This window comes from Methylobacterium sp. FF17 (genome assembly GCF_025813715.1).
Taxonomy (GTDB): Bacteria; Pseudomonadota; Alphaproteobacteria; order Rhizobiales; family Beijerinckiaceae; genus Methylobacterium; species Methylobacterium flocculans.
In genome coordinates this window covers 1,944,389-1,958,029 of sequence record NZ_CP107532.1, presented here as the reverse complement: position 1 = coordinate 1,958,029, position 13,641 = coordinate 1,944,389, and the positions used below count along the sequence as shown (strand labels likewise).

Here is a 13,641-nt window from a genome sequence, read left to right as displayed (position 1 = left end):
CCGGACGAGAAAATTCGGCATCGGCTGCATCCGATCGCCCGGCTCGTGGCTAGCGCTCACGATGCCGCCTTCGCGGCAGATGGAGAATGCCATGCGACTGAGCCTCATCGCCGTAACCCTGCTGGCTGGCACCTGTCTGGGAACCGCCGCGCGTGCCGAGACCGTTGCGGCGCTCGTCGGCGACGCCACCCTGGCGCATGTCGATACGACCGCGAAGAAGGTCACGAAGACGGTGACGATCACCGGGATCGGCGGGAGCGTCCTCGGCATCGACGTGCGGCCGGCCGACGGCATGCTTTACGCGGTGATCTCCGACGGCAGCGTCGTCACCATCGATCCGATGTCCGGCAAGGCCACGGCCAAGTCGAAACTCGACACCATGCTGGGCGCCGGCACCGCGGCGACGGTCGACTTCAATCCTGTCGCAGACCGGCTGCGCATCATCGGTACCGACGGCACCAACCTCCGCGCCAACGTCGATGACGGCAAGGTGACGAAGGACGGCCAGCTCAAGTTCGCCGAGACCGACACGATGAAGGGCAAGACCCCGAAGGTGACGGCCGGCGCCTACACCAATGCCTTCAAGGGCACCAAGGAGACGGCCCTGTTCGACATCGACGCCACCGGCGCGCTGCTGAAGCAGGCTCCGCCGAATGACGGCATTCTGAACACCGTCGGCATGCTCGGCATGTCCGGCGAGGCCGTGGCCTTCGATATCCTGTCGGACGGCCAGGGCGGCAATCAGGCCTGGGCCATGGCCGGCGACACGCTCTACAAGGTGGATCTCGCCACCGGGAAGGGCGAGATGGCCGCCAAGATCGCCGGCGTTTCCGGTAAGGTCCGTGACATCGCGATCCTGCCCAAGATGTAATCTCGTTCCAAGGATGCAGGATCGGCCCGGGGCCGGTCCTGCCGCGTGCCGGGAGGAACATGGAGCCGTTCGACCACGCCTCCGCGCTGGAGGGCTGCGCCCGCGGGGATTCGGCGTCGCTGCGTCGTCTCTACGATCGCGAGGCCGGCTTCCTGCTCGCCGTCGCGCTCAGGATCGTGCGGCGGCGCGAGGTTGCAGCCGACATCCTGCATGATTCTTTTCTGGATATCTGGGAGCGCGCCGGGACCTTCGACGGCCGCCGAGGCGCGGGGCGCGCCTGGATCACCAGCATCGTGCGGTACCGCGCCCTCAAGTACATCCGGGCCGCCGGCCGGGAGACGGACCTCGAAGTGGGGGCGGAGATCGCGGACGATGCGCCCGATCCGTTCGCCGCGCTGGCGACGGCGCAGGACGGTGCTCGCCTGCATGGCTGCCTTCAGCGGCTCGACGCCGACAGGCGGCAGGTGATCCTGCTCGCCTATCTCGATGGACTGTCGCAGTCGGAGATCGCCGAGCGGCTCGGGACACCGCTCGGTACCGTGAAGGCGTGGGTCCGCCGCAGCCTCATCGCCTTGAAGGATTGCCTCTCATGATTCCGAGCCAGCCGGAAGACCGCGACGTCCTTGCGGGCGAATACGTGCTGGGCCTCCTCGACGCCGCGACGACGGCGGAGGTCGAGCGTGCGTTGAAGTCGGACGCGGATTTCGCCCATCGCGTCGCCTTCTGGGAGGAGCGGCTCCTGCCGGCCTCCGCCGTTCTCGGAAGTGCCGAGGTCGATCCGACCCAATGGGCCCGGATCGAACAGGACCTCGCGACGCGCCGGCAGGCGCTCACGCGCGTGACGGCCCCGGTACCGTTACGGCCGCGGCGCGCGATGGTGCGCGCGGCGTGGCGAAGCGCTGGTCTGTGGCGCGCCACCACGGCCCTCGCCACGGCCGCCGCGATCCTGCTGGCCGTTCTGCCGAGCCGTCTATCGGCGCCCGCCGAGAGCCCGACGCGCTTCTTCGCGATCCTGCAGAGCCGCGATGCCGCCGGACAGGAGAGCGGCCCGGGCTGGCTCATTCAGGTTGCTCAGAACGGCACCGTGCGGTCCCTGCCGCTGGCCGACGTGCGGCCGGGAAGCGGGCGCTCGCTGCAACTCTGGACCCTGTGGGATCAGGCACGCGGTCCAGTCTCCCTCGGCGTGCTGCCGCCGGGTGGGGCGATCCGCCTACCGCCGGAACGGCTCGAAGCCATCGGAGACGGCCAGCTCTTCGAGATCACCCTGGAACCCGAGGCAGGCTCGCCGATCGGTCGCCCGACGGGCCGGATCCTGTTCATCGGTCGCGCCAAGGGAGCTGCGACGCAGGCTCTGTGATGCGGCGCGCCGATTGCTCGCGCGCGATCGTTCCGCGTCCCGCACAGCTGCGGCAACTGAACTGCGGAGTTTCTCCATGCCTCCAACTCCTGAGGGGTTGGAGCCATGAGGAAGTGAACAGCACTTCTTCTTGCACGGGCGGAGTTCGACTCGCCGGCCTGGGCTTTCTCGAACGCTGCCGATGGTGGAAATCCAGCGTGTGTCCAAGGCAAACCTCAGCCTCGACGGGATGCGCAGGATCTGGCGGTCGCTCGACCGCACCCCTTACAACCTGACTGCGGGAAAGGTTGTATTAAATATTTGTGGGTAAATTTCACACGAGCCGCCAGCCGGGTCTTTCCGGTGTCTCGAACGCAGGTGCACCCTATGAGCGCCATCTCATCCTCGACATCACAATCATCCGTTCAACGGCCCCCGCCGCCACCGCGGCCTCAGGGATCGATGAAGGACCAAATGTCCGCCACGATCAGCAGCGGCCTTTCGACGGGATCCCTCAGCAGCACGGACGCGACGGCGCTCACCGCGGCGCTCGACGCGATCGACACGAGCCTATCTGCGGACCGCACCAGTTCAACGACGAACGCGACCAGCTCGAAGCTCGACCCCTCTTCCATGAAGGACAGGATCGACAGCCTGATCGCAAACCAGGTGAGCGCCGGCACGCTCACGGAAGATCAGGCAAGCGAGCTGACGAATCTGTTCGCGAGTGGCGGTCAGAGTACAAGCTCGAGCGCGTCAACCGGGGTGGCAGGAGCCGGCGGGCCTCCGCCCGGACCGCCCCCGGGACCGCCGCCGGATGATTCCGCTTCGGATACGTCTTCCGATGAGGGAACGAACAGCACGGCAAGCACCAGCGCGGCCGTGAGCGACCTGCTGAGTTCGTTCATCAAGCAGTTGCAGAGCTCGCAGTCTCAGAGCTCAGCCTATGGGTCGAGCGGAACGAGCAGCAACAGCTACACTGCCTCAGCCTTGGTCCTTGACACCAGCGCATGAGATCTCCGGATTCGTGAAGATCCATTGCGCCTGAAACCCCTCGATCAGGAATCGTTGCCCCTCTCGTTTGTCGAAGGTCAACGGCCCCTGCTGCCCGGGTTTCCGCCAAATCCGCCACCCGGTGGCCCGCCGCCACCGGATCCGAACCCGCCGGGCGGAGCATTTCCGCCCGGGGAGGGACCGGGGCCACCAAACCCGCCAGGCTGGGTCTGACCACCATTGGGACCACCTTGCCCGAATCCACCCGGGCCGGCACCCGGCATGCGCGTATCAATGTCGAGGCTGCGAGCGCCTCCCGGACGCTCAAGGCCGCCGGGTCGGTCGCTGCGTCCTGGGAGGCCGTGTCCTGAATTCCCGCGTCCTGGCACGGCGTCACGCCCGCTGCGCCCGAAAGTACCGTCCTGCAATCCGTTCTGCCCGCGCTGATCGATACGGTCATCGATGCGCAGGCTCTCCACCGTCAGGATTCCGTCACGCGAGACGTCGGTGGTGACCACGGCCCTGACGCTGCCCCGGCGTGGCAGGAGCGGATCGGGAGCACCCGCGACGGCATAGCCGGAACCGAGGTTCAGCCGATCCCCTCGACGCCCCACGTAGGATTCGATCGAGAGCCGCTTCAGGCCCGGAAGGAACAAGGCGGGCGCTTCCTCGCTGTTCGAGACTTTGAGGACTGCGCCGGCAGGTTCGCCCGTGACCGCCGCACGTCGGCCGTTGAGGTCAGGCCTGATCCCGTTGAGCCGCAAGGCTCCGATCGTTGCCGTGCCGTCGGGACCACGTCGCACGGGTCCGGAAACCTGAGCGGGTCCGCCGAGGCGTGGCTCGATGAGGCTCGCCACGATGACCCCGTCCGGCCGGCGCAGGCCGCTGACGGCAACACGGTCCCCGACCTTCCAACGCGCGACTTCTGCGGCGGCAACCGAGACCCGCTGGCCTAAAACCAGGAGACGCCCCCGTGCGACGGCCTCGACAGGACCGACGACCTCGCTGGTCACGTCGATTCTTTGCGTCGACAAGGCGCCGTCCGAACCGCGTGCCACGACCCGCACCACGTGGCCGACCTTGAGGTCGGACGTCGTCGCCGGGCGGCCGTCGATGCGGACGGCCACGTCAGTCGGATAGGTGATGCGAAGGTCATTGACCACGATGGAACCGAACCGGCGGATCGTGCCGATGACGCCCGTGCCGCCGATCCCCCGGTCGCCTTCCTCACCCGGCGTATCCGGCGGGCGGGCGCCCGTCCCACCAATCCCCTGGTCCAGGGACTGAGCGAGCGCCGGATCCGGTGCAACCAAGGGCAGAGCACCGAACCAACCCAGCACCCTTCGACGTGTCGGCTGGCGAGGATGTGTAGGGCGGACGCTCATTCTTCGCCCTTGGGGGCAGGCACGACGTCCTCGCCGTAGACGTAGATGCCGAAATTCCAGCGATGGGTGCCGCCCGGATCGCTCTGACAAGCAGCATGGGCTTCGCGATTGGCTTGTTGCAGCGCCTCCATAGCGATCTCTTTTGCGCGACGCTCGAGATGCTCGGCCAGTTCGCGCGAAAGTCCATCATAATGCACGGCGCGCTCAAGAAATCGTGGCGCACCTGACGTGATATTGGAAACGCTGGCTGCAATATGGTCATGCAGATTACGGCCGAAATAGTAAAGCTGTGGCTCTCCCCCAACCTCGGGGACGTAAGCCGCCTTGGCCAAAATCACCCGACCCTCGGCGTCCAGGTTAGCCAGACCACGGTCGAGCCACTCGTCCAGGACGGCGCGGGGCCGCAGGTCTCGGGTGATGGACGAAACGAGCCCCTCGAAGGACGGCGCATCGCCCTCGGCCATCCGAGGCAGGGTCAGAGGATGCCCGGCGGCATCGGTGAAGCGTGGGTCTGCGAGCCACCGTGCCATGATCCGGCTCGTACGCGAGACGACAGCCGGTACGACACTCACGGTCGAGCCGGCGCCGCGCAAGCGGCTCACCTCCTTACGATGGATGCCGGTGAGGAGGCTGACACGGCTGTCCGTCTGCTCCTTGCCGGGCAGCGCAAAATCGTACTCGGCCACATTGACATAGAGTTCGCGCAGTAAAGCGGTGAGAGCCAGAAAGGTAATTCCACGACCAATACAGAGACGCACGAGAGGACGCAGCAGTCGCGCCAACGGCGCGTGCAATGTGGACCCTTCTGGTGTGATGGGAGGGCTCGTCGACATGGCGGCACCATACAGGGCGGCCCGTGTGACACAATCCCACAACGTGCGCCAGAGCACCATCCGGCGACGATCCGGGTTTGACGTGGGAATTTTACACACCTATAAAAGTCGTGTGGTAATTTTTCCCACAGAGACCCGCCAATGATCCCGCTCAGGCCGTCCGTCGATTACCTTCCCCCGGCTCCACTACGCCTCGGGCGGCCCGACATCAGGTCAGCCAGCGGGATTCCCTCCGCTCATTTCCTCTTCCGCGGCCTCCTCATGGCGGCCGCGGTTGCCCTGCCCGTGTTCGGACCCTGTATGACAAACGCTCCCCAGCGCTCGCCAGTATCCGGATCGGTGCAGGTCGCCGCCATCCTCGAATCGTCCCCTTTGAGGGTGGCGGCGGCTCGCTTTCGGTGACGCCCCTGTTGGCGTGTCCATCTCGATTGATGCCGTGCGATCCTTTCGCTCCGCCTACCGCCACCGCGGTGCTTGAGATCAACCTCGCGATCTCCGTGCTTCTTTCGCTCGTCACCGTTGGCTTACTTCTGCTGGTCAATTGACCGCCAATCCTGAACCTATCCGTCAAGGAGAGTTCCAATGCGTCGCACGTTGTCCTTCGTCCCCCTATACCCCGCCCTGGCCGTGGCGTGCCTTTCCTACGGCGCAGCGTTTCATGCGGCTCATGCCGCCGACCTGCCGCGTCGACAGGCTCCCCCGCCCCCGTTGGTATTGCCTGTCTTCACTTGGACCGGCTTCTACGCCGGCGTGAACGCGGGCTATGCTTTCAGTGAGGGCAAGAGCAGCTTCACTGACGCGACCTACGGTACCGTGAGCGATGCCGGGCAAGGCGGGGGTTTTGCCGGCGGTGGTCAGATTGGCTACAATTATCAGCTGACTCCGGGCTCGGGCCTGGTTCTGGGCTTCGAGACTGACATTCAGGGCGTGGCACAATCCCGGGCCAATGTCGGAACCATCGGAACCACGCCGTACTACAATGTCAGCCCGAGCCTCGATTATTTCGGTACCGTTCGAGGTCGTGTCGGCTACGCGTTCGACCGGGTGCTCGTCTATGGTACCGGCGGCTTCGCGTATGGTGGTGGCTCGACCTCGTCCTACGCCGCGTCCTATACCGACACCCTGCCGAGCACGAGCCGCACGGGCTACGCGGTCGGTGGCGGCCTCGAATACGCCTTTACCGAGAAGTTGTCGGCGAAGGCCGAGGCCCTCTACATCAATCTCGCCAAACGCAGCAGTGGCTCGGCCACCTACGACTCCACGGTGCCCGCCTATTACGGCACCGGCTCGTCCGACACGGGCTTTGCCGTGGTGCGGGCTGGCGTGAACTACCGCTTCTGATCGCTCTGCTTTTCGAGGGTCCGAGCCGAATCGGAACATCGAAGCGTCGCGCCGGCGTGCATCAACTCCGGCGCGATGCTTCGATGAGGACACCCGCACAGCCCTGAGGGAGACAGGTCTCAGAGCCTTTGTAAAACGCCGGACATACTCAGACAGATTGGTTTTCGATAAAAATCGGCGCCCTTCGATTTCAATCAAACCTGTCAATATATCCGAATACTTGTCCGATATCCTCGCACCACTCCCAAGACGCAAAGCCGTCTCAATAAAAAACAGCATCAAGATCCGGAGCCGCGACTACGCCTGAGGATGACATATTCTCATCCGTAAAACAGTCGCGTGATTTCCGAGCGCATGTTCGCAAGCTTATCCAAATCACCATAGATTTTCGTGGGTGCATCCTTGACCCTTCCTGATCATCGGCGTGTTTGCTTCCTCATCACAGGTCTCCTGCTATGCATACCGAAGGCGAACGCAGTCGAGGTTCTCGTCGAGGGCAACCGGAGGGTAGAGGCAGAGGTCATCCGCTCGATCGTTGCGAGTTCGCCCGACACGCCGCGCCAGGCGCTCCTGGCCAGCGGATACTTCTCTGAAGTCACGGTGACGTCCGCGAAGGGTCGTACCGTCGTCCAGGTCCGCGAGAAGGCTTTGATCAACCGCGTGGTCTTCGAGGGGAACAAGAAGGTCGAGTCGGCGACGCTGAAGGCTGCGATCGTGACCCGTGATCGCTCGCCGCTCGATGCGGCGCAACTCGCCGCAGATATCGAACGGATCCGTGCGCTCTACAAGCAAGCCGGTCGCGGCACCGCGAAGGTCAGCTTCCGCACGGTGGATCTGCCGAACGGCCGCCTCGATGTGATCTACGTCATCGAGGAAGGCGACAAGACCGGCATCAAGTCGATCAACTTCGTCGGCAACAGCGCGTTCTCCGAATCCAAGCTGCGCGAGCTGATGTCCTCCTCGGAGATGAACTTCCTCAGCTTCATCAAGACCTCGGACGTCTACGATCCCGACCGGATCACCAACGATCTCGACATCGTCCGGCGCTACTACCTCAAGAACGGCTACGCGGATTTCCGCGTCATCAACGCCGATGCCCGCTACGTCGAGGGCGAGGGGGATGCCGGCTGGGTCATCACCGTCACGGTCGAGGAAGGCGAGCAGTACCGCGTCGGTGCCGTCGCCATCGATTCCCGCCTGCCGGGCCTCGACACCGCGCCCCTCGACGGCGAGGTCCGCGCCCAGGTCGGCGACGTCTACAATGCCGAGGACGTGGAGCGCACCCTCAACGGCGTGACCAACCAGGTCGGTCGCCAGGGCTACCCCTTCGCCCAGGTGCGTCCCACCGGCCAGCGCGACCGCGCCACCCACACCGTGGCCCTGGGCTTCGTGGTCGAGGACGGTCCGCGCGTCTACGTCGAGCGCATCAACATCCGCGGCAACACCCGCACCCGCGACTACGTCATCCGTCGCGAGCTCGATATCACCGAGGGCGACGCCTACAACCGGGTGCTCACCGACCGGGCCGAGCGCCGCCTGAACGGCCTCGGCTTCTTCAAGAAGGTCCGCTTCTCCAACGAGCCGGGCTCCTCGGCCGACCGCGTGATCATCAACATCGACGTCGAGGATCAGCCCACGGGCTCGTTCTCGGTGGCGGGCGGCTACTCCACCCAGGACGGCATCATCGGCGAGGTCTCGGTCTCGGAATCGAACTTCCTCGGCCGCGGTCAGTACGTCCGCGTCGCCGGCACCGGCGGCCAGTACTCGCGCGGGCTCGACTTCTCGTTCACGGAGCCGTACTTCCTCGGCTACCGCCTCGCGGCGGGCTTCGACGCCTTCTACAAGTACAGCAACCTGGCGCGCTACTCGCGCTACCAGACCACCGTCTACGGTGGCCAGCTCCGCGTCGGCCTGCCGATCACGGAAGAGTTCGGCGTGACCCTGCGTTACTCGCTCTACAACACAGAGCTCAAAGTTCCGAACACGACATCACGGCCCTACAACGATTGTACGAACCCGATCAGCGACTATACCACCGTGAACAGCGCGGGTCAGGCTGTCTATCCGACCTGTACCGCCGACGGCGAGGCCTCGATCGCCATCAAGTCGGCGCAGGGTTCGACCCTCACCTCCCTGGTGGGCGCAACGTTGGCCTATTCCACTCTCGACAACTTCGCGTCCCCGAAGAACGGCTTCTATGCCGAGTTGAAGCCCGAGATCGCTGGCCTCGGCGGCGACTCGAACTTCTACCGGGTCACCGGAGAGGCGCGTTATTACAAGGAATTCGGCGACGACGTGGTCGGATTCCTGAAGTTCCAGGGCGGCCATATCGGCTCCACCGATGGCAATCCCCTGCGGGTCACCGACCAGTTCTTCCTCGGCCCCTCGCTGGTGCGTGGCTTTGCCGTCAACGGCATCGGCCCGCGCGATGTCGGCACCTCCGACTCACGTTCGAATGCGCTCGGCGGCACGACCTATTTCGGCGGCACCGCCGAGGTGCAGTTCCCGCTGCCGGGTATTCCGCACGACCTCGGCTTGAAGGGCGCCTTCTTCACCGATGCCGGCACGTTGTTCGGCTACAAGGGCAAGCGGACGTTCGACGTGAACGGTGACGGCTTCATCAACGGCTATAGCGCGACGACGGGCTGTACCTACAGCGCCTCCACCGTCGGCGTCGAGCCGGAATGCGTGAACGTGCGCGACAAGATGACGATCCGCTCCTCGATCGGCGCGTCGATCCCGTGGAATTCGCCGCTGGGCCCGATCCGCTTCGACTATGCTTACGCCTTGAGCAAGGACGAGGGCGTGAAGACCTATGCCACCGACGGCACCTACCTCGGACGCGTCGGCAAGGATCAGACCCAGGCCTTCCGGTTCTCGGGCGGGACCAAATTCTGAGGCACGGTCGGGCTTGCCGCAAACCGGGCCGAAGGCCGCAGGAGAGGCTTTTCAGGCTAATTGGCGGAGAGGGGGTCCGCCATACTTGGGTCCATACATGTTCGCTTGCGTCTAGTAGGTCCAACATAATCAGTGGCTTACGGAGATTACAAGCTACCGAAGTCCACCAGAATCCGCTACGATCTACGTCAAACGTTGGGGTGATTGTTGGGGTAGCCGGTATGGCACGTGCTGTGAAGAAGCTGAGTGCGAGAGCGGCGGCAACGCTCACTGCTCCTGGCCGGCACTCTGACGGGGATGGGCTTTACCTCGTGGTGGATGCGAGTGGCGCCCGGCGCTGGCTCTTCCTCTTCCGATGGCAAGGCAAGCTGAAGGAGATGGGGTTCGGCGGTTTGTCGGCTGTCTCCCTGGCCGAGGCCCGCGAGAAAGCCACAGCCGCACGCCAGATCCTTAAGGCCGGAAAGAACCCTATCGAGCAGCGCAGGACGGCTAAGGAAGAGCGGCTTGCGGCTGTAACTTTCGGTGCCGTCGCTGAGGAGGTGGTGAAATCTCTCTCTCAGGGGTTCCGCAACGATAAGCACAAAGCGCAGTGGTCCTCGACGCTTACGACCTACGCAGGCTCGCTCTGGCCTAAACCCGTTGACGAGATTGGCACCGAGGACGTCTTGAGTGTCCTCACGCCCATTTGGCAGACAAAAAGCGAGACAGCCTCAAGGGTGCGCGGCCGCATTGAGCGGGTTTTAGACGCAGCCAAGGCAAAGGGCTTACGAACGGGTGAGAACCCGGCGCTCTGGCGCGGTCACCTCGATAAGCTTCTGCCGGCCCGTCGAAAGCTGACGCGCGGCCACCATGCGGCCATGCCGTTCGACGACGTGCCGGCCTTCATGGCCGATCTCCGGTCGCGTGACGCCATGGCAGGGCTTGCCTTGCAGTTCTGCATCCTGAACGCTTCACGCTCTGGTGAGGTGCTGGGCGCCCGATGGAGTGAGATCGACCGCAAGACGAAGGTATGGACGGTTCCAGCGATGCGCATGAAGGCCGGAGTAGAGCATCGTGTGCCGCTGACTGACGCCGCGCTCGCGATCCTCGACCAAGCCGAAGTGGTCCGGCGCGGCGAATACGTCTTTCCCGGTCAGAAGCCAGGCCGGCCCCTGTCCATTATGGCCATGGAGATGATGCTGCGGCGGATGAAGGTGGAGGTAACGGTGCACGGTTTCCGCTCCTCATTCCGCGATTGGGCTGGCGAATGCACGGCCTTCCCGCGCGAGATCGCAGAGACGGCTCTAGCGCATGTCGTCGGTGATGCTACCGAAAGAGCTTACCGCCGTGGTGACGCACTGGAGAAGCGGCGAACGCTGATGGAGGCTTGGAGCGCTTTTGTTGACGCGAGTGCGCTTACGACACCTATGCCGACGCCATAGACTACGTCTCAATCGCAATTTTTGATTGTAATTTTGGCTCCTTAAAAGACATGCGATCTCGCTGCTACAACATTTTCAGTAGCTGCACTACGGAGGGGCAATGACCAAACAAAAAGGAGCCGCCGGGTCTGAGCCACCTGCTCCGCCTTTGCTAATACCTTCTGGGTACGTCTCGCTCCAGGAGGCAGTCGAGCTTTCAAGCTTCGGTATAGACACTAAAGCGCCGTGGGTAGGTGGCTGTTCCGCCCCAGAAAACCGGCTAAGGCGCCTTCTTCACGACGGTCACGTTAGCGCTCAGCTGCAGTTTCATGAGAATGGCACCTGCTTCCCCCTACCGGCCGAGGAATGGGCTGGGCCGCGAGCACCGATGTTCTTCGAGGGCGAAGGGGAAGTTTTCATTCCAGGTGATGCTGAAATGTTGACAGGGGATTGGGCCATCGTACGTGTGCATAGGGCGCAGCTTGTAAGTGCCTTGCAGGACAAGCTTGAAGAAAAACCCAAATCAGCTCCGAGTGGTGCGATTCTTGAATCCATCCAAAATCCGATAGAGACCTCTGATGAACGCAATGCCAGACATGTTTTGAAACATGCACACTTGTCTAGTCAGGCAAGGCGCGGGCGCAAGCCAACCTATGACTGGCCTGAAATCCGAAAATTCGTGATCAAGCTGCTTGAGCACCACGGTTTGCCATCTGCAGATGATCCAAGTCTGCCCAACCAAGCCGCAATCGAGCGGCAGATTATGGAATATTGCCAACTGCGCTATGGTCGGGAACCGGCAGCGTCAAACATACGCCCCAAGCTAGCTAAGTGGCTGACAGAATTCAAAAAAGAGCGGTCATAAATTGATTTCTGACCAGTACCTGTCTTTTCAGGCCGCCTAACCGCTTACGGTTCGTCACGTTTGTCTGCATCCGAGCCAGTCCGCTCGGGATAGCGGAGAAGCGCAATGATCCAAGCGACGCACTCACCCGATGAGACCCCCCTGGCCTTCGGTATTGTACAGGCAGCCCAGGTAGCCGGCATTGGCCGCTCAACAGTTTTTGAGGAAATTAACGCCGGCCGCCTGAAGGCTCGCAAGGCAGGCCGCCGCACCCTGATCCTCAGAGATGATCTCGCGGCTTGGTTGGCGAGCCTGCCTCAGCGCACCACCGTGGCCTTGTAACGTCATGGCCGAGATCAAGCCGCACCACTCTTTCCCGGGCCTCTACACAGACGATCTAGTGACAGAAGACCATGCCGCTCGCATTTTTGCCGAGCGGCATGACGGCAAGCTCCTCTATTGTCACAGCACGGGCAGTTGGCACGTATGGACAGGCAGCGCTTGGGTACCAAACTGCGTGGGATTGGCATTTCAGTGGGCTCGCCAGATATGCCGGGAGCTAGGCGAGACGCAAAAACCTGGAGTACGTGTAACTGCCGGCAAGACCTCATTCGCTGCCGGTGTTGAACGGTTTTGCCAGTCAGACACGGCCTTCGCTGTCACAGCAGATGTTTGGGATTGTGATCCTTGGTTGCTGGGGACTCCGGGAGGCACAGTCGATCTGCGAAGCGGCCTGCTTCGGCCTGCCGATCCGAGTGATCGAATCACCAAGCTGACGGCCGTCGCTCCATCACGGACCACGAGTTGTCCATGTTGGCTTGCGTTCCTCGATCAAGCCACACGATCAGACGTTGGCCTGATCCGTTTCCTGCAGCAGTGGTGTGGTTACTCGTTGACCGGCTCCACTCGTGAGCATGCCTTGGTGTTCGTCTACGGACCCGGAGGCAACGGCAAGAGCGTGTTCATCAACGTGCTGATGGGCATCTTGGCTGAGTACGCCAAGGTCGCAGCGATGGATACGTTCACCGCTTCGAAGGGAGACAAGCACCCCACCGATATGGCGATGCTTCGTGGCGCCCGCCTTGTCACGGCCTCCGAGACTGAAGAGGATCGTGCCTGGGCCGAGGCACGAATCAAGCAGCTTACTGGCGGCGACCCGGTCACAGCTCGCTTTATGCGGCAAGATTTTTTTACGTTTGTCCCGAACTTCAAACTCACGATCGTCGGCAATCACCAACCGATGCTGCGCAACGTCGATGATGCAGCCCGACGCCGATTCAGCATGGTGCCCTTCGTCCACAAGCCCAAAGCACCGGATAAGGGTCTTGAGGAGAAACTCAGGAACGAGTGGCCGGCGATTCTCCGATGGATGATCGAGGGCTGTCTCGACTGGCAAATAAACGGCTTGGTGCGCCCAAAGAGCGTCATCGCCGCGACGGAGACGTACTTCGCCGAGCAGGATCTCATGGGCCAGTGGCTGAATGAGGAGTGTGACGTACGGCCGGACGACCCGAATATGTGGGACCGAACAACGGACCTTTTCGCGGCTTGGACCTCGTACGCCCGCACTGCCGGGGACGTGCCTGGAACGCTCAAGTCTTTCGGGCCAGCAATGCGACGACACGGTTTGCTGCCCCATCGCTCAAGCTCAGCACGCGGCTTCAAAGGGGTGAGGCTCAAGTACCAGCGCGACCCAACAGGTGACGGGTGACGCTTTGTGACACCAAATCTCTATTACAG

12 protein-coding genes are annotated in these 13,641 nt (G+C 63.1%); 9 read left to right on the top strand and 3 right to left on the bottom strand.

The window, feature by feature from the left end; all coding sequences use genetic code 11:
• The first annotated feature begins 91 nt into the window (after positions 1-91).
• The 3 genes from OF380_RS09035 to OF380_RS09025 are packed head-to-tail and all read left to right on the top strand — an operon-like array spanning position 92 to position 2,228.
• Positions 92-871: a DUF4394 domain-containing protein gene (locus tag OF380_RS09035; RefSeq protein WP_264050433.1), complete on the top strand. Its 780-nt coding sequence runs from the start codon at positions 92-94 to the stop codon at positions 869-871.
• Between the two features lie 59 nt (positions 872-930).
• Complete coding sequence (locus tag OF380_RS09030) at positions 931-1,464, top strand: sigma-70 family RNA polymerase sigma factor (protein ID WP_264050432.1); 534 nt, start codon at positions 931-933, stop codon at positions 1,462-1,464.
• Positions 1,461-2,228 (top strand): anti-sigma factor, encoded by a 768-nt coding sequence (locus tag OF380_RS09025; RefSeq protein ID WP_264050430.1) that lies wholly within the window; start codon positions 1,461-1,463, stop codon positions 2,226-2,228. Before OF380_RS09030 ends, OF380_RS09025 begins: the two co-directional genes overlap by 4 nt.
• 431 nt (positions 2,229-2,659) lie before the next feature.
• Here OF380_RS09025 and OF380_RS09020 read toward each other — a convergent pair whose 3' ends face one another.
• The 3 genes from OF380_RS09020 to OF380_RS09010 all read right to left on the bottom strand — a co-directional run bounded on the left by OF380_RS09020 (position 2,660) and on the right by OF380_RS09010 (position 5,418).
• Positions 2,660-2,896 carry a hypothetical protein gene (locus OF380_RS09020; protein ID WP_264050429.1) on the bottom strand — a complete coding sequence of 79 codons (237 nt, stop codon included), beginning with the start codon at positions 2,894-2,896 and terminating at the stop codon, positions 2,660-2,662.
• A gap of 402 nt (positions 2,897-3,298) precedes the next feature.
• Positions 3,299-4,513, bottom strand: coding sequence for a DUF5666 domain-containing protein (locus tag OF380_RS09015; RefSeq protein WP_264050428.1), 1,215 nt, complete (start codon positions 4,511-4,513; stop codon positions 3,299-3,301).
• 68 nt (positions 4,514-4,581) lie between these two features.
• Positions 4,582-5,418, bottom strand: a complete 837-nt coding sequence (locus OF380_RS09010) for a DUF6502 family protein (RefSeq protein ID WP_264051258.1) — start codon at positions 5,416-5,418, stop codon at positions 4,582-4,584.
• A gap of 582 nt (positions 5,419-6,000) precedes the next feature.
• On the opposite strand from OF380_RS09010, the gene OF380_RS09005 reads away from it, so the two are divergent.
• The 6 genes from OF380_RS09005 to OF380_RS08980 all read left to right on the top strand — a co-directional run bounded on the left by OF380_RS09005 (position 6,001) and on the right by OF380_RS08980 (position 13,612).
• Positions 6,001-6,759: an outer membrane protein gene (locus OF380_RS09005; RefSeq protein ID WP_264050426.1), complete on the top strand. Its 759-nt coding sequence runs from the start codon at positions 6,001-6,003 to the stop codon at positions 6,757-6,759.
• A gap of 438 nt (positions 6,760-7,197) precedes the next feature.
• A complete protein-coding gene (gene bamA / locus OF380_RS09000; RefSeq protein WP_264051257.1) occupies positions 7,198-9,657 on the top strand; it encodes an outer membrane protein assembly factor BamA in 2,460 nt (819 codons plus the stop codon).
• 221 nt (positions 9,658-9,878) lie between these two features.
• A complete protein-coding gene (locus tag OF380_RS08995; RefSeq protein WP_264050425.1) occupies positions 9,879-11,078 on the top strand; it encodes a tyrosine-type recombinase/integrase in 1,200 nt (399 codons plus the stop codon).
• A 367-nt stretch (positions 11,079-11,445) separates the two neighbouring features.
• Entirely contained in the window at positions 11,446-11,922 is a 477-nt protein-coding gene (locus OF380_RS08990) for a hypothetical protein (RefSeq protein ID WP_264050424.1), read from the top strand.
• A 105-nt stretch (positions 11,923-12,027) separates the two neighbouring features.
• A complete protein-coding gene (locus OF380_RS08985) occupies positions 12,028-12,243 on the top strand; it encodes a helix-turn-helix domain-containing protein (RefSeq protein WP_264050423.1) in 216 nt (71 codons plus the stop codon).
• A 4-nt stretch (positions 12,244-12,247) separates the two neighbouring features.
• Positions 12,248-13,612: a phage/plasmid primase, P4 family gene (locus tag OF380_RS08980; protein ID WP_264050422.1), complete on the top strand. Its 1,365-nt coding sequence runs from the start codon at positions 12,248-12,250 to the stop codon at positions 13,610-13,612.
• The last annotated feature ends 29 nt before the right edge of the window (positions 13,613-13,641 follow it).

Excerpts from the sequence above, each read along its gene's own strand:
- OF380_RS09035 (WP_264050433.1), top strand. The coding sequence starts at position 92 with ATGCGACTGAGCCTCATCGCCGTAACCCTGCTGGCTGGCACCTGTCTG.
- OF380_RS09030 (WP_264050432.1), top strand. The coding sequence starts at position 931 with ATGGAGCCGTTCGACCACGCCTCCGCGCTGGAGGGCTGCGCCCGCGGG.
- OF380_RS09025 (WP_264050430.1), top strand. The coding sequence starts at position 1,461 with ATGATTCCGAGCCAGCCGGAAGACCGCGACGTCCTTGCGGGCGAATAC.
- OF380_RS09010 (WP_264051258.1), bottom strand. The coding sequence starts at position 5,418 with ATGTCGACGAGCCCTCCCATCACACCAGAAGGGTCCACATTGCACGCG.
- OF380_RS09005 (WP_264050426.1), top strand. The coding sequence starts at position 6,001 with ATGCGTCGCACGTTGTCCTTCGTCCCCCTATACCCCGCCCTGGCCGTG.
- OF380_RS08995 (WP_264050425.1), top strand. The coding sequence starts at position 9,879 with ATGGCACGTGCTGTGAAGAAGCTGAGTGCGAGAGCGGCGGCAACGCTC.
- OF380_RS08990 (WP_264050424.1), top strand. The coding sequence starts at position 11,446 with ATGTTCTTCGAGGGCGAAGGGGAAGTTTTCATTCCAGGTGATGCTGAA.
- OF380_RS08985 (WP_264050423.1), top strand. The coding sequence starts at position 12,028 with ATGATCCAAGCGACGCACTCACCCGATGAGACCCCCCTGGCCTTCGGT.
- OF380_RS08980 (WP_264050422.1), top strand. The coding sequence starts at position 12,248 with ATGGCCGAGATCAAGCCGCACCACTCTTTCCCGGGCCTCTACACAGAC.